The organism is Paraburkholderia sp. EG286B (assembly GCF_040965655.1).
In the GTDB taxonomy this organism is placed as follows: domain Bacteria; phylum Pseudomonadota; class Gammaproteobacteria; order Burkholderiales; family Burkholderiaceae; genus Paraburkholderia.
This window is the reverse complement of record NZ_JBFRCF010000020.1, coordinates 79,683-98,412: the sequence shown is the minus strand read 5'-3', so window position 1 is coordinate 98,412 and position 18,730 is coordinate 79,683. Positions and strand designations below refer to the sequence as shown.

At 66.4% G+C, this 18,730-nt stretch carries 23 protein-coding genes; all 23 read right to left on the bottom strand.

The features are described 5' to 3' along the window. Positions 1–159: 159 nt before the first annotated feature. Positions 160–528 carry a histidine triad nucleotide-binding protein gene (locus AB4Y42_RS33275; protein WP_368691461.1) on the bottom strand — a complete coding sequence of 123 codons (369 nt, stop codon included), beginning with the start codon at positions 526–528 and terminating at the stop codon, positions 160–162. Positions 529–570: 42 nt separating this feature from the next. Further along, the gene (locus tag AB4Y42_RS33270; RefSeq protein WP_028206579.1) at positions 571–963 is read right to left on the bottom strand and encodes a membrane protein; all 393 of its coding nucleotides are present in this window, start codon (positions 961–963) and stop codon (positions 571–573) included. A gap of 42 nt (positions 964–1,005) precedes the next feature. After that, complete coding sequence (locus AB4Y42_RS33265) at positions 1,006–1,374, bottom strand: phosphoribosyl-ATP diphosphatase (RefSeq protein WP_110388464.1); 369 nt, start codon at positions 1,372–1,374, stop codon at positions 1,006–1,008. Beyond that, entirely contained in the window at positions 1,371–1,808 is a 438-nt protein-coding gene (gene hisI / locus AB4Y42_RS33260) for a phosphoribosyl-AMP cyclohydrolase (RefSeq protein ID WP_368691460.1), read from the bottom strand. The genes AB4Y42_RS33265 and hisI overlap by 4 nt, the downstream gene beginning before the upstream one ends. A gap of 4 nt (positions 1,809–1,812) precedes the next feature. After that, positions 1,813–2,586, bottom strand: a complete 774-nt coding sequence (hisF, locus tag AB4Y42_RS33255) for an imidazole glycerol phosphate synthase subunit HisF (protein ID WP_368691459.1) — start codon at positions 2,584–2,586, stop codon at positions 1,813–1,815. Positions 2,587–2,809: 223 nt separating this feature from the next. Continuing rightward, on the bottom strand, positions 2,810–3,562 hold the full coding sequence (gene hisA, locus AB4Y42_RS33250) for a 1-(5-phosphoribosyl)-5-[(5-phosphoribosylamino)methylideneamino]imidazole-4-carboxamide isomerase (RefSeq protein WP_069268257.1): 753 nt from the start codon (positions 3,560–3,562) through the stop codon (positions 2,810–2,812). A gap of 170 nt (positions 3,563–3,732) precedes the next feature. Next, positions 3,733–4,374: an imidazole glycerol phosphate synthase subunit HisH gene (gene hisH / locus AB4Y42_RS33245; RefSeq protein ID WP_368691458.1), complete on the bottom strand. Its 642-nt coding sequence runs from the start codon at positions 4,372–4,374 to the stop codon at positions 3,733–3,735. A gap of 254 nt (positions 4,375–4,628) precedes the next feature. Next, positions 4,629–5,216: an imidazoleglycerol-phosphate dehydratase HisB gene (gene hisB, locus AB4Y42_RS33240; RefSeq protein WP_133186218.1), complete on the bottom strand. Its 588-nt coding sequence runs from the start codon at positions 5,214–5,216 to the stop codon at positions 4,629–4,631. A gap of 54 nt (positions 5,217–5,270) precedes the next feature. Continuing rightward, entirely contained in the window at positions 5,271–6,347 is a 1,077-nt protein-coding gene (gene hisC / locus AB4Y42_RS33235; RefSeq protein ID WP_368696507.1) for a histidinol-phosphate transaminase, read from the bottom strand. A gap of 211 nt (positions 6,348–6,558) precedes the next feature. Continuing rightward, positions 6,559–7,878, bottom strand: a complete 1,320-nt coding sequence (hisD, locus tag AB4Y42_RS33230; protein ID WP_368696506.1) for a histidinol dehydrogenase — start codon at positions 7,876–7,878, stop codon at positions 6,559–6,561. 97 nt (positions 7,879–7,975) lie between these two features. After that, a complete protein-coding gene (hisG, locus tag AB4Y42_RS33225; RefSeq protein WP_069268253.1) occupies positions 7,976–8,674 on the bottom strand; it encodes an ATP phosphoribosyltransferase in 699 nt (232 codons plus the stop codon). Continuing rightward, entirely contained in the window at positions 8,671–9,933 is a 1,263-nt protein-coding gene (murA, locus tag AB4Y42_RS33220; RefSeq protein WP_368696505.1) for a UDP-N-acetylglucosamine 1-carboxyvinyltransferase, read from the bottom strand. The genes hisG and murA overlap by 4 nt, the downstream gene beginning before the upstream one ends. 108 nt (positions 9,934–10,041) lie before the next feature. After that, entirely contained in the window at positions 10,042–10,281 is a 240-nt protein-coding gene (locus tag AB4Y42_RS33215) for a BolA family protein (protein WP_028206568.1), read from the bottom strand. Positions 10,282–10,296: 15 nt separating this feature from the next. Further along, a complete protein-coding gene (locus AB4Y42_RS33210) occupies positions 10,297–11,052 on the bottom strand; it encodes an ABC transporter permease (protein WP_042269663.1) in 756 nt (251 codons plus the stop codon). Beyond that, positions 11,049–11,975, bottom strand: coding sequence for an ABC transporter ATP-binding protein (locus AB4Y42_RS33205; RefSeq protein ID WP_254317694.1), 927 nt, complete (start codon positions 11,973–11,975; stop codon positions 11,049–11,051). The genes AB4Y42_RS33210 and AB4Y42_RS33205 overlap by 4 nt, the downstream gene beginning before the upstream one ends. A gap of 277 nt (positions 11,976–12,252) precedes the next feature. After that, positions 12,253–12,525, bottom strand: coding sequence for a lipid asymmetry maintenance protein MlaB (locus AB4Y42_RS33200; RefSeq protein WP_368696504.1), 273 nt, complete (start codon positions 12,523–12,525; stop codon positions 12,253–12,255). After that, entirely contained in the window at positions 12,522–13,154 is a 633-nt protein-coding gene (locus tag AB4Y42_RS33195) for an ABC transporter substrate-binding protein (RefSeq protein ID WP_342924266.1), read from the bottom strand. The genes AB4Y42_RS33200 and AB4Y42_RS33195 overlap by 4 nt, the downstream gene beginning before the upstream one ends. Before the next feature lie 177 nt (positions 13,155–13,331). After that, positions 13,332–14,342: a VacJ family lipoprotein gene (locus tag AB4Y42_RS33190; RefSeq protein ID WP_368691453.1), complete on the bottom strand. Its 1,011-nt coding sequence runs from the start codon at positions 14,340–14,342 to the stop codon at positions 13,332–13,334. Between the two features lie 14 nt (positions 14,343–14,356). Continuing rightward, positions 14,357–14,938, bottom strand: coding sequence for an outer membrane lipid asymmetry maintenance protein MlaD (gene mlaD, locus AB4Y42_RS33185; protein WP_368696503.1), 582 nt, complete (start codon positions 14,936–14,938; stop codon positions 14,357–14,359). 67 nt (positions 14,939–15,005) lie between these two features. Next, a complete protein-coding gene (mlaE, locus tag AB4Y42_RS33180; RefSeq protein ID WP_368691451.1) occupies positions 15,006–15,782 on the bottom strand; it encodes a lipid asymmetry maintenance ABC transporter permease subunit MlaE in 777 nt (258 codons plus the stop codon). After that, positions 15,779–16,600, bottom strand: coding sequence for an ABC transporter ATP-binding protein (locus AB4Y42_RS33175; RefSeq protein WP_368691450.1), 822 nt, complete (start codon positions 16,598–16,600; stop codon positions 15,779–15,781). The genes mlaE and AB4Y42_RS33175 overlap by 4 nt, the downstream gene beginning before the upstream one ends. A 169-nt stretch (positions 16,601–16,769) precedes the next feature. Beyond that, a complete protein-coding gene (gene thiE / locus AB4Y42_RS33170) occupies positions 16,770–17,882 on the bottom strand; it encodes a thiamine phosphate synthase (protein ID WP_368696502.1) in 1,113 nt (370 codons plus the stop codon). Beyond that, a complete protein-coding gene (locus tag AB4Y42_RS33165; RefSeq protein ID WP_368696501.1) occupies positions 17,879–18,694 on the bottom strand; it encodes a thiazole synthase in 816 nt (271 codons plus the stop codon). Before AB4Y42_RS33165 ends, thiE begins: the two co-directional genes overlap by 4 nt. Between the last annotated feature and the right edge of the window lie 36 nt (positions 18,695–18,730).

The following is an 18,730-nucleotide window of genomic DNA, read 5'->3' as shown; positions in this document are numbered from 1 at the left end:
ATTGACTCTCTCCTTAACCCCGCCGCCGCGCGAGGTGCGCGACGCGATAAATTGTGCCTGTTCGATGTTGCATGGTCGTGGCGTGCGACCCTTTAGCGCGACGCTTTAGTGTGACCCACGCCATGCGTCATTTATACCGACTTTCACCGCCGCCGGCACTCAGCCCATGCGGTGCCACGGACGCGGCCCGGCCAGCAAATGCGCGTGCAGATGGTAGACCTCCTGCCCGCCGCCCGGCCCCGTATTCACCACCGTGCGAAACCCGGTTTCGCCGCCCGTGTACGAGACGCCCAACTCTTTGGCGAGTCGTGCGACCAATACAAACATTCTACCAAGCAGCAGTGCGTCGTTTTCACTGCAATCGGCAAGGGTGGGAATATGCTGGCGCGGAATCACGAGGACGTGGGTTTCGGCTGCAGGCCGGATGTCGCGGAAGGCGACGAACTCGTCGTCCTCGTACACCCGCGTGCTGGGAATATGGCCATCGGCGATCTTGCAGAAGAGACAGGTGCTGCGGTCGTGACTCATGGTGCTCCTGGTGAGCAAAGCCGCACGCGCCCCCGGAAGCCCTCAGAACCAGGCGCGCGGGTTGTGCAGCGGCTTGTTGTCGTACAAGTACAGCCAGCCTTTGATGATACGGTACAACGTCCAGATTGCGACAGCCCACAGTATTGGAATGCCGACCAGCACGAAGATGAGCACGCCGCCGATCAGATGGCCGGCCAGCCCGAGCCAGAACGTGCGGATTTGCCACGTGAAGTGCTGCTCATAAGGCGTGCCGAGCGCTTCGTCGCGTTTGAGGTAGTTCAGGATGATGGCCACCAGCACCGAAATGCCGCCGGTCAGCCAATAGACCGCATAGAGCGCGTACAGCACGTGCGTGAACGTCCGCAGGCTGCGCAAACGGTCCGCGTCGACGCCGTTGCGGTACGAAGGGGGCGGGTAGTCGCCGGACGTGGACATCGTTCATCTCCCTCTGTGGAGCGCTGTGCGCAGCGTAGAGCCTTAGTCGCCGTTCTCTTCGCGCTCGCGGCTCTTGCGCAGCGCCTTTTCCTCGAGACCCGAAAGGCCTTCGCGGCGTTCCAGTTCCGCGAGCACGTCGGCGGGACTCAGATCGAAGTGCGAGAGCGTCACGAGGCAATGGAACCACAGGTCGGCCATTTCGCCGACCAGCGCCTTCGGCGCGCCGCCCTGGCGCACGTCCTTCGCGGCCAGCACGACTTCGGTCGCCTCTTCGCCGACCTTCTTGAGCACCGCGTCGTCGCCCTTGTGAAACAGGCGCGCGACGTAGGAGGCGTCCGGGTCCCCGCCCTTGCGGCTGTCGATCACCGCCGCGAGGCGCAGCAAGGTGTCGTTGGTGTTCAATTGCGTCATTTGTAGATGTGTTCGGGGTCTTTCAGCACCGGGTCGACGGCGACCCAGCGGCCTTCGTCGACGGTGCCTTCGAATTGCTGGAAAAAGCACGAGTGGCGGCCCGTGTGGCACGCGATGCCCGAGACCTGCTCGATCTTGAGCAGCACGACGTCTTCGTCGCAGTCGAGGCGGATGTCGCTCACGTGCTGCACGTGGCCCGACTCCTCGCCCTTGAACCACAGGCGCTGGCGCGAGCGCGAAAAGTACACGGCGCGGCGCAGCTCGACCGTCTTCGCGAGCGCTTCGCGGTTCATCCACGCGAACATCAGCACGTCGCCGGTGGTGGCTTCCTGCGCGATCACGGGCACGAGGCCGTTGGCGTCCCAGTTGACCTTGTCGAGCCAGTTGGCGTTGGCGAGGTCGTTGTCGGCTTTGCCGGTTTGAGTATTGCTCATCGCGTTACATCCTCACCGAAATGCCCTGGTCGGCCATGAAGCGCTTCGCCTCGCCCACGGTGTGTTCGCCATAGTGGAAGATGCTCGCCGCCAGCACGGCGTCGGCACGGCCCTTGACGATGCCGTCCGCGAGATCCTGCAGGCCGCCCACGCCGCCCGAGGCGATCACGGGAATCGGCACCGCGTCGGACACCGCGCACGTGAGGTCGAGGTCGAAGCCGCTCTTCGTGCCGTCGCGGTCCATGCTCGTGAGCAGAATTTCGCCCGCGCCCAGTTCGGCCATCTTGCGCGCCCATGCCACGGCGTCGATGCCGGTGGCCTTGCGCCCGCCGTGCGTGAACACTTCCCAGCGCGCGGGTTCGCCCGGCGCCGACGTCCGCTTCGCGTCGATGGCGACGACGATGCACTGCGAGCCGTATTTGTCGGCGGAATCGCGCACGAGCTGCGGATTGGCGACCGCCGACGAGTTCATGCTGACCTTGTCGGCGCCGGCGTTGAGCAGGCGCCGCACGTCCGCCACGGCGCGCACGCCGCCGCCCACGGTGAGCGGAATGAAGACCTGCGAAGCCACCGCCTCGATGATCGGCAGGATCAGGTCGCGCTGGTCGGAGGTCGCGGTGATGTCGAGGAACGTGAGTTCGTCGGCGCCCTGGTCGTCGTAGCGGCGCGCGATTTCGACGGGGTCGCCCGCGTCGCGCAGCTCGACGAAATTGACGCCCTTGACGACGCGCCCGGCGGTCACGTCGAGGCAGGGGATGATGCGTTTGGGTAGAGCCATGATCTTGCCGAAGTTGCCAGTCGGTGTGTGTGCGGCGAGCACCTTTCGCGAGAAGGCTGCCGGCCCCGCTTCGGGCGCGGCGCGCAGCCCATTGTCGCGCGCTTTGCGCCGTGCCTTGCGCCCTGAGGCGAAATTATCCCGCGCGAGCGCCGGTCCCCATGGAGATGGCGGCGCAGCGCCAAAAACAAAAGGCCTCCAGTGACGGAGGCCGGCATGCGACGCTTTACGCGTCGTCCGATTCGCGCAGGCTGTCTGCGCGCGTTTGCGCGGCGGCGAAATCGAGGTCGCCCGAGTAGATCGCGCGGCCGCAGATCACGCCTTCCACGCCTTCGTCCTCGACCTCGCACAGTGCGTCGATATCGCCGAGGTTGGACAGCCCGCCGCTCGCGATGATCGGAATCTTCACCGCGCGCGCGAGGCGCACCGTCGCTTCGATGTTGATGCCCTGAAGCATGCCGTCGCGGCCGATGTCGGTGTAGATGATCGACTCGACGCCGTAGTCCTCGAACTTGCGCGCGAGGTCCACGACTTCGTGACCGGTGAGCTTGCTCCAGCCGTCGGTCGCGACCTTGCCGTCTTTCGCGTCGAGGCCCACGATGATATGGCCCCCGAATGCGGTGCACGCTTCCTGAAGGAAGCCCGGATTCTTGACGGCAGCGGTGCCGATGATCACATAGGACAGGCCGTCGTCGAGATAACGCTCGATGGTGTCGAGGTCGCGGATGCCGCCGCCGAGCTGCACGGGGATCTCGTCGCCGACTTCGCGGATGATCTCGCGAATCGCGTCTTCGTTCTTCGGCTTGCCGGCGAACGCGCCGTTGAGGTCGACGAGGTGCAGGCGCCGCGCGCCGCGCTCGACCCAGTGTCGGGCCATGGCCGCCGGTTCCTCGGAGAAAATCGTCGCCTGGTCCATATCGCCTTGTTTGAGGCGCACGCAGTGACCGTCTTTGAGATCGATGGCCGGAATCAGCAGCATAGCTTCGGGTGTGTCTGGGAATGGGGTTGAAGTCTGCGGCGCCGGCGGAAAAAAGGCCCGATCCGACGCCGTTTCGCTAGTTTAGTACAACTCTTTCGGCGGCCTTGCTGACGCAAATCTAATGCCGCGGCGCTCGCGAAGGCGGCTGCGAGCGTCAGCGCCGCAGGAAATCAGGGGTTCCAGTGGACGAAGTTGCGATAGACGCGCAAGCCCGCAGCGGCGCTCTTTTCCGGGTGGAATTGGGTGGCGAAGATGTTATCCCGCGCCACTGCCGAGGTAAAGGCCGCGCCGTACGGCGTTTCGCCCACGGTGTGCGACGCATCCGCCGGAACCACATAGTAGCTGTGCACGAAGTAGAAGAAGCTTTCGTCGGGCACGCCGTCCCACAGGGCGTGCGCGCGCGCCTGGCGCACGCGGTTCCAGCCCATTTGCGGGACTTTGAAGCGCGAGCCGTCGTCCTGCAGCTGGCCTTCCAGGTCGAAGCGCACGACCTTGCCGGGCAGCAGGCCCAAGCCCTTCGTGTCGCCTTCCGCGCTCCAGTCGAACAGCATTTGCTCGCCCACGCACACGCCCATGAGCGGCTTCGTGCGCGAGGCTTCGAGCACGGCGTCCTGCAGGCCCGATTCGGCGAGGCTGCGCATGCAGTCGGGCATCGCGCCCTGCCCCGGCAGCACCACGCGGTCGGCAGCGCGGATCGCCTCGGGACGCTCGACGATGGCCACGTCGGCTTCCGGCGCGGCCTGCCTCAGCGCCTGGGCCACCGAACGCAGGTTGCCCATTCCATAATCCACAATCGCAATTGAAGTTGTCATCTCGAATCCGACCTGCTCAAAAGGCCTTGCCCTTGGCTATGTGGCGCATGTGCGCCGCGATGTGCCCTGATCTGCTCGAAGCCGTCAATGTACGCCAGTCGGCGCGTGCGAGCCCATAAGCCAAACGGCTAATGTGGCGCGCACGCCGCATGGGGAGGCCGGCCCCGGCGCGGCGCGCTCGAAGTCCTGCTCCGGCACGCGCCGGCACGGTTGCGCGCAACGCGGCCCGCCTTCTGGTCGGTGAAAGGCGTCGCTTAGAGGCTGCCCTTCGTCGACGGAATCTTGCCCGCCTGACGTTCATCCAGTTCGGCGGCCTGGCGCAGCGCGCGGCCGAATGCCTTGAACACGGTTTCCATCTGATGGTGCGCGTTGAGGCCGCGCAGATTGTCGATGTGCAGCGTCACGCCGGCGTGGTTCACGAAGCCGCGGAAAAACTCGATCGACAGGTCGACGTCGAACGTGCCGATGCGCGCACGCGTGAACGGCACGTGGAATTCGAGGCCCGGACGGCCCGAGAAGTCGATCACGACGCGCGAGAGCGCCTCGTCGAGCGGCACATAGGCGTGGCCGTAGCGGCGAATGCCCTTCTTGTCACCGATGGCCTGCGCCACCGCCTGGCCGAGCGTGATGCCGACGTCTTCCACCGTATGGTGGTCGTCGATATGCGTGTCGCCATGCGCCTCGATCTCGAGATCGATCAGACCGTGTCGTGCGATCTGGTCGAGCATGTGGTCGAGAAACGGCACACCGGTCGCGAGCTTTTGCTCGCCGGTGCCGTCCAGATTGAGTTTCACGCGGATTTGCGTTTCGCTGGTGTTGCGAACGACTTGCGCGACGCGCATGGCAATTTCCTTCAAACAGCCCGTAACAGGAGAGTGGGAGAACGAAGCATCGGCCTAACGGAGCACGAGCTTCAGGGCAGCGAGCAGTTGCGCGTTTTCGTCGGGGGTGCCAACGGTCAGGCGCACGCAGTTCGCAAGCAATGGGTGCATTTTACCCACGTTTTTGATCAGAATCCGGGCAGACAGCAGCGTGTCAAAAACCGCCGCCGCGTCGGGCACGCGCACGAGCAGGAAATTGCCCGCACTTTCGAACACCTCGGCGCCCGGCAGCTTCGCCACTTCGGCGGCCAGCGTCGCACGTTGCGCGCGCAATTCGGCGGCCTGCGCATCGAGCACGTCGACATGGTCGAGCAGCAGATCGGCCGCCGCTTGCGTGAGGACGTTCACGTTGTAGGGCGGGCGCACCTTGTCGAACTCGTTGAGCCACGACGGACGCCCGGCCAGATAGCCGAGGCGGATGCCCGCGAGCCCGAGCTTCGACATCGTGCGCATCACGACCACGTTGTCGAACTCGCCCGCGCGCGGCATCCAGCTTTGCATCGCGAACGGCTGGTAGGCCTCGTCGATCACCACGAGGCTCTTCGCCGCTTCCGCCGCCGCGATCACGCGCTCGATGTCGGCGTCGTCGAACAGCGTGCCCGTGGGATTGTTCGGGTAGGCCAGCCAGATCACGGCGGGCGTGTGCTCGGCGATCGCCGCGAGCGTCGCTTCGAGGTCGAGCGTGAAGTCGGTCTTGAGCGGCACGCCGACGAACTCCAGCTGCGCGAACTTCGCCGACATCGCGTACATGACGAAGCCCGGCACCGGCGCGAGCACCTTCGCGCCCGGCTTCGCGCACGCCAAGGTGATCATGCTGATGATCTCGTCCGAGCCGTTGCCGAGCAGCACGTCGCAGTCGGCGGGCACGCGCATCGTGTGCTTGAGCTTCGCAATCAGCGCCTCGGGGCGCGGCGCGGGATAGCGGTTGAGCGCGACCGCCGCGAGGCGTTCGCCCAGTTGCGCTGCAAGGTCGGCGGGCAGGGCAAACGGGTTCTCCATGGCGTCGAGCTTCACGAAACCGGAAGCGTCGGGCACGGGGTAACTCGTCATCGCGAGCACGTCGCGACGGATGATGTCTTGTGGTGTCGTCATGTCGAAAGGCGGCTCGCGAAAAGCGGGGCCGCCGGCACGGGCAGCTCGGCGAGCCGGCTGCCCTGGTTATCGTCGTGGTCTCTGCTGCGTGCGGGTCAAACTGAAGGTCTAACTGCTGCGCCCCACGCACTCGTGGGGCTGGCCGTCGCGCAGCGTCTCCATGCCGCGCGGCGGCGCATTCAACCGGTTTCTGCCGGTTGCGAGGCGTGCCTTACACCTGCTTCATGCGGAATTCGGCGCTGCGCGCGTGGGCCTGCAGGCCTTCGCCGTAGGCCAGCTCGGCCGCGATCTCGCCGAGCGTTTGCGCGCCTTCCGCGCTCACCTCGATGAGGCTCGAGCGCTTGATGAAATCATAGACGCCAAGCGGCGACGAGAAACGTGCGGTACGAGACGTAGGCAGCACGTGATTCGGCCCCGCGCAGTAGTCGCCGAGGCTTTCGCTCGTGTAGCGGCCAAGGAAGATCGCGCCCGCGTGGCGGATTTCGGCACCCCACTTCTGCGGCTCCAGCGCCGAGATCTCGAGGTGCTCCGGAGCGATCTCGTTGGCGATGGCGCAGGCCTCGGCCATGTCGCGCACCTTCACGAGCGCGCCGCGGTTCGTGAGCGACGTGGCGATGACTTCGGCGCGCGGCATGGCGGGCAGCAGTTCGTCGATGGCGTCTTCCACGCGCTTGATGAAGCCCTCGTCCGGGCACAGCAGGATGGATTGCGCGAGCTCGTCGTGCTCGGCCTGCGAGAACAGGTCCATGGCCACCCAGCGCGGATCGGTCGTGCCGTCGCAAATCACGAGGATTTCCGAGGGGCCCGCGATCATGTCGATGCCGACCGTGCCGAACACGCGGCGCTTGGCCGAAGCGACATAGGCATTGCCCGGACCGCAGATCTTGTCGACGGCCGGGATCGTATCCGTGCCGTACGCGAGCGCCGCCACGGCCTGCGCGCCGCCGATCGTGAACACGCGATCGACGCCGCCGAGCAGCGCCGCCGCCAGCACGAGCGGGTTCTTCACGCCGTCGGGCGTGGGCACGACCATGATGATTTCGCGCACGCCCGCGACCCGCGCGGGAATGGCGTTCATCAGCACCGACGACGGATACGCGGCCTTGCCGCCGGGCACATACAGGCCCACGCGGTCGAGCGGCGTGACCTTCTGGCCGAGCACCGTGCCGTCGGATTCGGTGTACTGCCAGCTATGCGAGCCGCACTCGATGCGCTGCTTCTCGTGGTAGCCGCGCACGCGCGCCGCCGCCGCTTCGAGCGCCGCGCGCTGCTTGGGCTCGAGGCTCTCCAGCGCCGCTTCGAGTTCGCTGAACGGCAGCTCGAGCGCCGCGACGCTCGGGGCGGCCAGGCGGTCGAAGCGGTTCGTGTAGTCGAGCACGGCGGCGTCGCCGCGCGCCTTCACGTCGGCGAGAATCTGCGCGACGGAGCGCTCGATGGCCTCGTCCTCGCTCGCCTCGAAGGCGAGCACCGCGTGCAGCGCCTTTTTGAAGCCTTCGGCGCCGGAATCGAGTTTGCGCATCGTGATAGCCATGCTGGTATCCATCCGTTACGTTGTGCGCGCCGCGCCGTTTGGGGCGCACTGCGCGCGAGGCGGCGCGTGATTGCGCCTGCCCTTTGCTCCTGCTCTGTCAGCTCGCCTGCGTGCCGCGCGACGCGCGTTCGAACGCGTCGATGATCGGCCGCAGCGCGGCGCGCTTGAGCTTGAGCGCCGCCTGATTCACGACGAGACGCGACGAGATCTCCATGATCTCCTCGACCTCGACCAGATTGTTCGCGCGCAGCGTGCCGCCCGTGCTGACGAGGTCGACGATCGCGTCGGCGAGGCCGACGAGCGGCGCGAGTTCCATCGAGCCGTACAGCTTGATGAGGTCGACGTGCACGCCCTTGGCCGCGAAGTGCTGGCGCGCGGCCTCCGTGTACTTGGTCGCCACGCGCAGACGCGCGCCCTGGCGCACCGCGTTCGCGTAGTCGAAGCCGCCCTTCACGGCCACCGAAAGACGGCAGCGCGCGATGTCGAGGTCGATCGGCTGATACAGGCCGCCGCCGCCGTGCTCGTTGAGCACGTCCTTGCCCGCCACGCCGAAGTCGGCCGCGCCGTACTCCACGTAGGTGGGCACGTCGGTCGCGCGCACGATGATCACGCGCAGGTTCGGGTCGGTGGTCGGCAGGATCAGCTTGCGCGAGGTTTCCGGGTCTTCGGTCACATGCACGCCGGCCGCGGCGAGCAGCGGCATCGTCTCTTCGAAGATGCGGCCCTTCGAGAGCGCAAGCGTGAGCGGCGCGCTGGCCGCGGCCGCCGGCGTGGGCCTGGACTCGACCGTGCTCATTGCGCGCTCCCCTTGATCCGCTTCACGTTCGCGCCGATCTTCGTGAGCTTCGCTTCCATGCGGTCGTAGCCGCGGTCGAGGTGATAGATGCGGTCGATCAGCGTTTCGCCGTCGGCGCACAGGCCCGCGATCACGAGGCTCGCCGAGGCGCGCAGGTCGGTTGCCATCACCTTCGCGCCCGAGAGCTTCTCGACACCGGCGACGAGCGCCGTCTTGCCGTCGATCGTGATGTGGGCGCCCAGGCGGTTCAGTTCCTGCACGTGCATGAAGCGGTTTTCGAAGATGGTTTCGACCACTTGCGAGGTGCCGTCCGCGATCGTGTTGAGCGCCATGAACTGCGCCTGCATGTCGGTCGGGAACGCCGGGTATTCGGAGGTGCGCACGTTCACGGCGCGCGCGCGCTCGTGCATGCGCACACGCATCCAGTCGTCGCCCTCTTCGATCGACACGCCCGCTTCGAGCAGCTTGTCGGTGACGGCGTCGAGGATGTGCGGGCGCACGTGGCGCAGCGTGACGTCGCCGCCCGCGGCCGCGACCGCGCACAGGAACGTGCCCGCTTCGATACGGTCCGGAATGACGGTGTGGTGCGCGCCGTGGAGCTTGTCCACGCCTTGAATGACGAGGCGGTCGGTGCCGATGCCTTCGATCTTCGCGCCCATCGCCACGAGCAGGTGCGCGAGGTCGCCCACTTCGGGCTCGCGCGCGGCGTTCTCGATCACCGTTTCGCCATCGGCGAGCACGGCGGCCATCAGCAGGTTTTCCGTGCCGGTGACCGTGATCATGTCGGTGACGATGCGCGCGCCCTTCAGGCGCTTCGCGCGCGCCTCGATGAAGCCGTGCTCGATGTTGATCTCGGCGCCCATCGCCTGCAGGCCCTTGATGTGCTGATCCACGGGGCGCGCGCCGATCGCGCAGCCGCCCGGCAGCGACACCTTCGCCTCGCCGAAGCGCGCGACGAGCGGCCCGAGCACGAGGATCGACGCGCGCATGGTCTTCACGAGCTCGTACGGCGCGACGAGATTGTTGACCTTCGAGGCGTCGAGCTGCACGCGCGCGCCGTGCTGTTCGGTGCGCACGCCCATCTGGCCGAGCAGCTTGAGCGTGGTGCGCACGTCCTGAAGGTCGGGCACGTTGTCCAGATGAACGGGTTCCGCGCTCAGAAGGCCTGCGCAGAGAATGGGCAGCGCTGCATTCTTTGCACCGGAAACAGCCACTTCCCCTGCGAGCTTCTGCCCGCCGACGATGACGAGTTTATCCATGCCTGAGGTTTCCTGATCGGTGCGGCCGGTTTGCAGGGTCGCTTGGTGTTGAGCTGCGCCGCTCGCGGCGGCGTCTTTGTCCTGGGTAATTCGCACTGAGATTCCAGATTATGCGTTCTGCCATTCGGCGGGCGTGAGCGTCTTCATGCTGAGCGCGTGGATTTCCTCGCGCATGCGGTCGCCGAGCGCCGCGTATACGAGTTGATGGCGCTGGATCAGGCGCTTGCCGTCGAATGCTGAGGAGACGATCGTCGCGAAGAAGTGCTGGCCATCGCCTTCGACTTCGAGGTGCTCGCACGCGAGCCCTGCCGAGATGTACTGCTTGATCTGTTCCGGAGTCGGCAACATGAGTATGGCTCCTGCTTAGTGACGCAGCTTGTACCCGCTCGCGAGCAAACGCATGGCGAGCGTGGCCAGCGCCACGAAAAACACGAAAACGATCGACAGGCTCACGAGCGGGTTGATGTCGGACAGGCCGAAGAACCCGAAGCGGAAGCCATCGATCATGTAAAAGAACGGATTGAGCCGCGACACTTCGCGCCACAGGGGCGGCAGCGTATGCGTCGAATAAAACACGCCCGAAAGAAACGTGAGCGGCATGATGAGAAAGTTCTGAAACGCCGCGAGCTGGTCGAACTTCTCCGCCCAGATCCCGGCGATCAGTCCGAGCGTGCCGAGAATCGCCGAGCCGAGCACCGCGAACGCGAGGATGTAGAACGGCGCGGCGAAGCTCATCGGAATGAACCAGATCGTCACGACGAACACGCCCGCGCCAACGGCGAGGCCGCGCACGATCGAGGCGAGCACGTAGGCGCCGAACATCTCCCATGCAGCGAGCGGCGGCAAGAGCACGAATACGAGATTGCCCGTGATCTTCGACTGGATCAACGACGACGAGCTGTTGGCAAAGGCGTTCTGCAGCACGCTCATCATCACGAGGCCGGGAATCAGGAAGCTCGTGTACTCCACGCCCGGATACACCTCGACGTGGCCGCGCAGCGCATGGCCGAAGATCGTGAGATAGAGCAGCGCGGTAATGACGGGCGCGAGCACGGTCTGGAAAGCGACCTTCCAGAACCGCAGCACTTCCTTGTAGAACAGCGTACGGAAACCGCTCATGCGAGACCCTCGACCACTTCAGGACCGTTCATCACCTGCACGAAGACATCCTCCAGATCGGCCTTGCGCACTTCCACTTCTTCGAGCTTGCAGCCGTTCGCGCGGCACTTGGCCAGAATACGCTCCACGTCGTCGTAGCTCGCGAGGCGCAGCAGATGCTGGTGTGCGCTGGCGCCCGCCGGATCGACTTCGAGCGCGCGCAGATCGCTCGGCAGCACGCCTTCCGAGAATCGCAGGAACAACTGCGTGCCGGCGAAGCGCTGCAGCAGCGCACTCGTGCGCTCGAGCGCGACCATCTCGCCGCGCCGGAGCATGGCGATGCGGTCGCACAACTGCTCAGCTTCTTCGAGATAGTGCGTGGTAAGGACGATGGTGTGCCCTTCGCGGTTCAGGCGCGCGATGAACTTCCAGAGCGTCTGGCGCAGTTCCACGTCCACGCCGGCGGTGGGTTCGTCGAGCACGATCACGGGCGGCCGGTGCACGAGCGCCTGCGCCACGAGCACGCGGCGCTTCATGCCGCCGGACAGCGCGCGCATGTTCACGTCGGCTTTCTCGGTGAGATCGAGATTGGCCATGACTTCGTCGATCCACGCGTCGTTGTTGCGCAGACCGAAGTAGCCGGACTGGATGCGCAGTGTCTCGCGCACGGTAAAGAACGGATCGAACACCAGTTCCTGCGGCACGACGCCCAGGTTGCGGCGGGCGTTGCGGTAGTCGGCGACGACATCGTGGCCGCGGACGGCGATCGAGCCCTCGTCCGCGCGCGCGAGGCCGGCAAGAATGCTGATGAGCGTCGTCTTGCCCGCGCCGTTCGGGCCGAGCAGCCCGAAGAACTCGCCGTCTTCGACCGTGAAGCTGACGCCCTTGAGCGCCTGAAGCGACTTGTAGCGCTTCTTGACGTTACGGATTTCTATGGCTGGCATGACTAATACGCCGCCCGTTTGCGAACGGCGCGGCTCAAGAGTGCATCAATGCTGCGGGGAAGACCGGAATTGGGGACGGCTTATGAGGCCGGCTTTGCTGTCTCAGTGCACGCTTATTACATATCAAGCGGTACTTTTTGCGCCGAGGCAGCGCCCAAAAAACGGTTGATTATAGGCCAAGTCGGAAAGCGCGGCCGGGCCTTGGAGGGGAACGGCGTCGGCCCGGCAGTGCGGTGTGATACCGCGCGAACGCGAGCGTCCGGCCAGGCGACGCGGGTCAATGTCGCTCGTCGAGAAGCGAATCGACGCCGTAGGCGCGCGCGAGAGAGGCGAGCGCGGGGGGCAAGTTGAGCACGGCGAGGGAAGCGCCGCGCTCACGCGCGGCACGCTGCCACGCGATCAGCACGGCGAGCGCCGATGAATCGAACTGGGTGAGCGCTGCGCAGTCCACGGCGGTGGCGCCCGCCGAGATCTGCGCGAACCCGGCCGAGAGCGCGGCCTTCGCGCTTTCGTGGGTCAGGTTGGCACCGGTGGCGAAACGCTCGCTCACGAGGTCGCCTTCCCCGACGCGAGTTGCTGGTTACGCTGCGTGAGGAACTGGATCAGGCCGTCCACGCCGCCTTGCTGGATCTTTTCCTGGAACTGCTGCTGGTACGCCTGGATGAGCCACGCGCCGAGCACGTTGATGTCATACACGCGCCAGCCTTGCGCCGTCTTGTAGAGGCGATAGTCGAGTTCGATCGGCTGGCCGCCGTTCATGACCGTCGAACGGACCACGACGTCGGTGTCGTCCGGGTTCGCGCGGAACGGCTTGTACTGGATCTGCTGGTCGCGCACCTGGGCGAGCGCGCCCGAGTACGTGCGGATCAGCAGCGTCTTGAACTGCTCGATGACCTGTTGCTGCTGCTCCGGCGTGGCCGTGCGCCAGTTGCGGCCCATCGCGAGCTGCGTGGTGCGGCGGAAATCGGTGTACGGCAGGATCTTTTCGTTCACGAGCTGCGTGATCTTGCTGATGTCGCCGGACTGGATGGACTTGTCACCCTTGATCTGGCTCATGACCTGCTGCGTGACCGTCTGGACCATCGCGTCGGGATTGCTGGTGTCTACCGTCTGAGCGAACGCGCCGCCGGCAAACGAAAGAAACATGGCGAAAAACGGGTACAGAAAGAATTTTTTCATATCGAGCCCTGCTAGTTGGGGGACATCGCCCCGTTGGAACCAACGATATCACGCGAGATCTATCGCGCTGTGTCAAAACCGCCAGCAAAGTGCGACAAGCGTTTCTGCTTGTTACGTCAGACGTATACGTCAGACGAACGCTCCGACGAGGCGTTCCAGCATGCCGGAGCGCAGTGCTCAGTGCAGCCGCAGCATGCTCGGGAAGCCGATGCGCGCAGGCGGAATCATCTGGTCGCCCGGCACCGTGGTTTCCGATGCGCCCACGGGCGCCGCGGCGCCGGCCGGGCCTTCCAGCGTGGCCGGGGCGGTCGTTGCGCCGTTCGGGTTGGCGGGCACCATGCTGGCCGCATTCGGCGTGGCCGCAGGCGCAGTGCCCGAAGCGGGCACGGCCGCACCGGCAGCCGCACCCGAAGCGGGGGCCGCCGCGCCCTCGTCGGTGTCGTCGTACTTCGGCAGCGGCGCGCCATCGCCGTAGTCTGGCAGGTTGCTGTTGTCCGACGACGCGCGGCCATCCGACAACAGGTAGCGGCGACGCTGCAGATAGGCGTTGCGGATGAACGAGTACTTGTCGATCGCCGCGCCTTCGAGCAGGTCGCTCGCGCCCAGCAGGTTGGCGCGCGTGCTCACCACGTTCAGGCCGTAGAGGCCCCACGACAGCGCGGCCGGATCCACATAGGTGAGCGGGTTGATGAAGTAGTTGGGCACGAGGCCGACGCCGTCACGCACCGTGCTCGGACCGAACAGCGGCAGCACGAGGTACGGACCGGGCGGCACGCCATAGTGGCCGAGCGTGAGACCGAAGTCCTGGTTGTGCTTGGGCAGCTTCGCGAGCGTCGCGACGTCGAACAGGCCACCGAGGCCGAAGACCGTGTTGATCACGATCCGCATGATGTCCTCGACACCGTCGGTGATCCTCAGCTGCAGGAAGTTGTTCGCGGCGTTGTACACGTCGCCGATGTTCGCGAAGAAGTTCGTCACGCTGTCGCGCACGGGCTGCGGCGTCACCTTCACGTAGCCCTGCGCCACCGGCTTGAGCGCGTACGTGTCAACCTTGTCGTTGAACGTGTACACCGTGCGGTTGAACCCTTCCCATGGATCTTCCTTCGACGGCGTCTGCACCGTCGAACAACCCCCGAGTGCGAGCGCTGCGACGCCAAGCGTAATGGCGCGCATGCGTATGGTCGTCATTCTTTTTCTCCTTCTTATTGGGCCGCCGAAGCCGCCGGTGCAGGCGCCGGTGCAGGCGATGGGGCCGGCGCCGGTGCGGGCGCGGCAGCAGGCGCCGCATCCGTGCTCGCGCCGCTGGACGCCTTCGTGGCGCCCGAATCCGCCGCCTTGCTATAGAGGAACTGGCCGATCAGGTTTTCGAGCACGATGGCCGACTGCGTCATCGAAATGGTGTCGCCGGCCTTGAGCATTTCCGAATCGCCGCCCGGCTCGAGGCCGATGTACTGCTCGCCGAGCAGACCCGACGTCAGGATCTTCGCCGACGTGTCCTTCGGAAACTGGTACTGCTGGTCGAGGTCGATCGTCACCAGCGCCTGATAGGTGTTGGAGTCGAAGCCGATCGAGGCCACCCGGCCCACGGTCACGCCCGCGCTCTTCACCGGCGCGCGCGGCTTGAGGCCGCCGATATTGTCGAACTTGAGCTTCACCGGGTAGGTGGCCTGGAACGACAGCGAACTCATGTTGCCGGCCTTCAGCGCGAGAAACAGCAGCGCGATAAAGCCCAGCACCACAAACAGACCGACCCAGAAGTCGAGAGCATTCTTTTTCATCGTCATCCCAATGAGAATCCGTTGCGGCGTCGCTCACATGCGCGCCGCGCCGCCGGGTCGCTGCCCGGCGTCTTTAGCTGAACATCAGCGCGGTGAGCAGGAAGTCGAGGCCGAGCACCGCGAGCGACGCGTACACGACCGTCTTGGTGGTCGCGCGCGACACGCCCTCGGGCGTGGGCTTCGCCTCATAGCCCTGATAGAGCGCGGTGAAGGTCACGGCGAAGCCGAACACGATGCTCTTCACAACGCCGTTGCCCACGTCGGTCCAGACGTCCACGCCGCCCTGCATTTGCGACCAGAACGCGCCGGCGTCCACGCCGATCAGCACCACGCCCACCACGTAGCCGCCCAGAATGCCGACCGCGCTGAAGATGGCCGCGAGGATCGGCATGGCGATCACGCCCGCCCACATGCGCGGCGCGACCACCACGCGCACGGGGTCCACCGCCATCATCTCCATGGCCGTGAGTTGCTCGCCCGCCTTCATGAGGCCGATCTCGGCCGTGAGCGAGGTGCCCGCGCGGCCCGCGAACAAGAGCGCGGTGACGACGGGCCCGAGCTCACGCACGAGCGACAGCGCAACCAGCAGCCCGAGCGCCTGCTCGGAGCCGTAGCGGTTGAGCGTGTAATAGCCCTGCAGCCCGAGCACGAAGCCCACGAACAGGCCCGACACGGCAATGATCAAGAGCGAATAATTGCCGACGAAGTGGATCTGCTTCGTGACAAGACGCGGCCGGCGCAGCAGCGGGAAGAATTCGAGCACGAGGCGCACGAAAAAGCGCGTCGCATGCCCCGCGCGCGCGATCGTGTCGAGCACGGTGCGCCCGATCGAGCTGATGGCGCCGATCATGAGCGGCCTCCGCCAATGCCGAAGTCCGCTTCGAGCGGCAGGTTCGACGGGTAATGGAACCGGAACGGGCCGTCCGGCGCGCCGTCGATGAACTGGCGCACGATCGGGTCGGTCGAGGCACGCAGCTCGGCCGGCGTGCCCTGCGCCTGCACCCGGCCGTTCGCCATGAAGTACACGTAGTCGGCGATCGCGAACGACTCGGGCACGTCGTGCGTGACGAGGATCGAGGTTGCGCCGAGCGCGTCGTTGAGCGTGCGGATGAGGTTCGCGGTGATGCCGAGCGAAATCGGGTCGAGACCCGCGAACGGCTCGTCGTACATCATGAGCTCGGGGTCGAGCGCGATGGCGCGCGCCAGCGCCACGCGACGCGCCATGCCGCCGGAAATTTCCGAAGGCGCGAGGTCGCGCGCGCCACGCAAGCCGACGGCGTTGAGCTTCATGAGCACGAGGTCGCGGATCAGCGCTTCAGGCAGGTCGGTGTGCTCGCGCAGGGCGAAGGCGACGTTCTCGAACACCGACATGTCGGTGAAGAGCGCGCCGAACTGGAAGAGCATGCCCATCTTGCGGCGCAGGGCGTAGAGGCCGTCGCGCGATTGCGCACCGACGTCCTGCCCGCCGAACAGCACCTGGCCGCGCTGGGCGCGAACGAGGCCGCCGATCAGACGCAGCACTGTCGTTTTTCCGCCACCGGAGCCGCCCATGACCGCCACTACCTGACCGCGCGGGAAGCGCATGTTCAGGCCGGACAGGACGAGCCGGTCGCCGTATCCGAAGTCGACGTCGCGCAGCTCCAGCAGGGTCTCAGAGGTTGAGGGCACGTGGCAGACAGTCCATTTACACGAAGGCGGGATTATAGGGCCATCGTGGAAAACCTGCCGTGGCGCCCCTGGACCCGTTGATGTAAGCCGCAAGCGCCCGCTGCTGCGGGTTGCGGCCCCCTCGGCACCTGGCCGCGCACGCGGCGCAGCCCGATGCCAGGGCGGACCATTATTGCGTAAACGCGTTGCGCAATGCAGCAACCGCGGCAGCCGGGTCGGCCGCCTCGGTCACGGCGCGCACTACCGCTGCGCTGCCGGCGCCCGTGGCGAGCACTTCGGGCAGCACGTTGCCGTCGATGCCGCCGATCGCCACCATCGGCACGACGCCGTCCAGCAGCTTCACGTAGCGGGCCAGACGCGCGAGGCCCTGGGGGGCCGTCGGCATGGCCTTGGTCGTGGTGGCGAAGACGGCGCCGCATGCGAGGTAGCTCGGACGGAAATGCAGCGCCGTGAGCATCTCGAAGTAGCCGTGAGTCGAGAGACCAAGACGCACGCCGGCCACCGCGATCGCGCCGAGGTCGGCTTCGCGCAGGTCTTCCTGGCCGAGGTGCACGCCATAAGCGCCGGCCGCGACGGCCTCCTGCCAGTGATCGTTGATGAAGAGCTGCGCGTCGTGCTTGCGGCCGGCGGCGACGCAGCGCTCGATTTCGCTCGTGAGCGCCGGCGACTTCGGCTGCTTGCTGCGCAGCTGCACCGTCGTCACGCCGTAGTCGAGCACGCGCTCGACCCACCCGGCCGTAGGCAGCACCGGATACAGGCCGAGCTTCGCGGGACACGGCGCGAACGGCTGCGCGGGCGCGGCAGGCAGGCCCAGCACGCGCGGAAAACGCTCGATGTCGACGGGCCAGGCGTCGGCCTGCTGCTCGTCGCCGTCGCGCCAGGCGAGCGCGAGCACGAGCGCGTCGTGCGGATCGAAGCCGCAGTCGAGGAAGGCCGCCAGCGCCGGGATCCAGTCTTCCGCCAGCTCGCCCTCGAGCGCGTACCGCTCGCCGCCCAGATGCAGCGTGGCGCGCGCCGCCTTCGGGTGTTCGCCCGCGGCTTCGATCACGCCCGCGCCGTCGGTCATCCAGCGCGCGATGTTGGCCAGATGCGGCGCCGCGTCGGTCACGATGATCAGATCGCCGCCGTTGGGCGCGTCGGGCGGCGTGAGACAGATGCGCCACGGCGCATGCGTGGGCTGCCAGTCGCCCAGGCGCGCGCGGATGCGCTCCGCCGTTTCGGTGAGTTCGTCGGCGGGCGGCCAGAACAGTTCGCGGTCCTGCAGGCGCAGCGTTTCAGTCATCGCTTGTCTCCATCCTGGTGCCAGAAAGGCATGCCCACCACGGGCGTGCTCGCGACCGCCGCTTCGCGCTCGGCCATCGGTCCGGCGAGAAACGCGGCGCGTCCCGCCTCGACGCCCTGCGCGAACGCGCGCGCCATCGCCGCGGGATGCGTGGCCTGCGAAACGGCCGTGTTGAGCAGCACGCCGTCGAAACCCCACTCCATCACCTGGCACGCGTGCGAAGGCACGCCCAGGCCCGCATCGACGATCAGCGGCACATCGGACAAGCGCTCGCGCAGCACGCGCAAGCCGTAGGGGTTGATCACGCCCTTGCCGGTGCCGATCGGCGCCCCCCATGGCATGAGCGCCTCGCAACCCGCGTCGAGCAGACGCCGGCCGATCACGAGATCCTCGGTGCAATACGGCAGCACCTTGAAGCCATCCTTCACGAGGCGCGACGCGGCCTCGATCAGGCCGACCGGGTCGGGCTGCAGCGTGTAGTCGTCACCGATCAGTTCGAGCTTGATCCAGTCGGTTTCGAAGACTTCGCGCGCCATGTGCGCCGTCGTCACCGCCTCGTTGACTGTGAGGCAGCCGGCCGTGTTCGGCAGGAGCGGCACGCCGTGGCGCTTGAGCAGGTCGAAGAAGCCGGCCTCGGCGGTGCCCTCGTTCATCTGGCGGCGCAGCGCGACGGTGATCATGCCGGGGCGCGCGGCCGCCATCGAGTCGGCGAGCGACTGCAGCGACGGATAGCGCGACGTGCCGAGCAGCACGCGGCTCGCGAAGGTTTCGCCGTAGAGCGTGAGCGCGTCGGCAGTGGAGGTGGTGGTCATGGGTTGGAATCCTTTGCGGTGTCGTGAAAGCGCTCG

What these genes read in the sequence shown, in the direction of transcription:
- AB4Y42_RS33195 (WP_342924266.1), bottom strand. Translation starts at nt 13,154, where the DNA reads ATGAAAAAATTCTTTCTGTACCCGTTTTTCGCCATGTTTCTTTCGTTT.
- AB4Y42_RS33165 (WP_368696501.1), bottom strand. Translation starts at nt 18,694, where the DNA reads ATGACCACCACCTCCACTGCCGACGCGCTCACGCTCTACGGCGAAACC.
- AB4Y42_RS33210 (WP_042269663.1), bottom strand. Translation starts at nt 11,052, where the DNA reads ATGAGCGGTTTCCGTACGCTGTTCTACAAGGAAGTGCTGCGGTTCTGG.
- hisH (WP_368691458.1), bottom strand. Translation starts at nt 4,374, where the DNA reads ATGACAACTTCAATTGCGATTGTGGATTATGGAATGGGCAACCTGCGT.
- AB4Y42_RS33275 (WP_368691461.1), bottom strand. Translation starts at nt 528, where the DNA reads ATGAGTCACGACCGCAGCACCTGTCTCTTCTGCAAGATCGCCGATGGC.
- murA (WP_368696505.1), bottom strand. Translation starts at nt 9,933, where the DNA reads ATGGATAAACTCGTCATCGTCGGCGGGCAGAAGCTCGCAGGGGAAGTG.
- hisG (WP_069268253.1), bottom strand. Translation starts at nt 8,674, where the DNA reads ATGAGCACGGTCGAGTCCAGGCCCACGCCGGCGGCCGCGGCCAGCGCG.
- mlaD (WP_368696503.1), bottom strand. Translation starts at nt 14,938, where the DNA reads ATGACGATGAAAAAGAATGCTCTCGACTTCTGGGTCGGTCTGTTTGTG.
- hisD (WP_368696506.1), bottom strand. Translation starts at nt 7,878, where the DNA reads ATGGCTATCACGATGCGCAAACTCGATTCCGGCGCCGAAGGCTTCAAA.
- AB4Y42_RS33205 (WP_254317694.1), bottom strand. Translation starts at nt 11,975, where the DNA reads ATGCCAGCCATAGAAATCCGTAACGTCAAGAAGCGCTACAAGTCGCTT.
- hisI (WP_368691460.1), bottom strand. Translation starts at nt 1,808, where the DNA reads ATGAGCAATACTCAAACCGGCAAAGCCGACAACGACCTCGCCAACGCC.
- thiE (WP_368696502.1), bottom strand. Translation starts at nt 17,882, where the DNA reads ATGACTGAAACGCTGCGCCTGCAGGACCGCGAACTGTTCTGGCCGCCC.
- mlaE (WP_368691451.1), bottom strand. Translation starts at nt 15,782, where the DNA reads ATGATCGGCGCCATCAGCTCGATCGGGCGCACCGTGCTCGACACGATC.
- hisA (WP_069268257.1), bottom strand. Translation starts at nt 3,562, where the DNA reads ATGCTGCTGATTCCGGCCATCGATCTCAAAGACGGTCACTGCGTGCGC.
- AB4Y42_RS33215 (WP_028206568.1), bottom strand. Translation starts at nt 10,281, where the DNA reads ATGTTGCCGACTCCGGAACAGATCAAGCAGTACATCTCGGCAGGGCTC.
- AB4Y42_RS33270 (WP_028206579.1), bottom strand. Translation starts at nt 963, where the DNA reads ATGTCCACGTCCGGCGACTACCCGCCCCCTTCGTACCGCAACGGCGTC.
- hisC (WP_368696507.1), bottom strand. Translation starts at nt 6,347, where the DNA reads ATGACGACACCACAAGACATCATCCGTCGCGACGTGCTCGCGATGACG.
- AB4Y42_RS33190 (WP_368691453.1), bottom strand. Translation starts at nt 14,342, where the DNA reads ATGACGACCATACGCATGCGCGCCATTACGCTTGGCGTCGCAGCGCTC.
- hisF (WP_368691459.1), bottom strand. Translation starts at nt 2,586, where the DNA reads ATGGCTCTACCCAAACGCATCATCCCCTGCCTCGACGTGACCGCCGGG.
- hisB (WP_133186218.1), bottom strand. Translation starts at nt 5,216, where the DNA reads ATGCGCGTCGCGCAAGTCGTTCGCAACACCAGCGAAACGCAAATCCGC.
- AB4Y42_RS33265 (WP_110388464.1), bottom strand. Translation starts at nt 1,374, where the DNA reads ATGACGCAATTGAACACCAACGACACCTTGCTGCGCCTCGCGGCGGTG.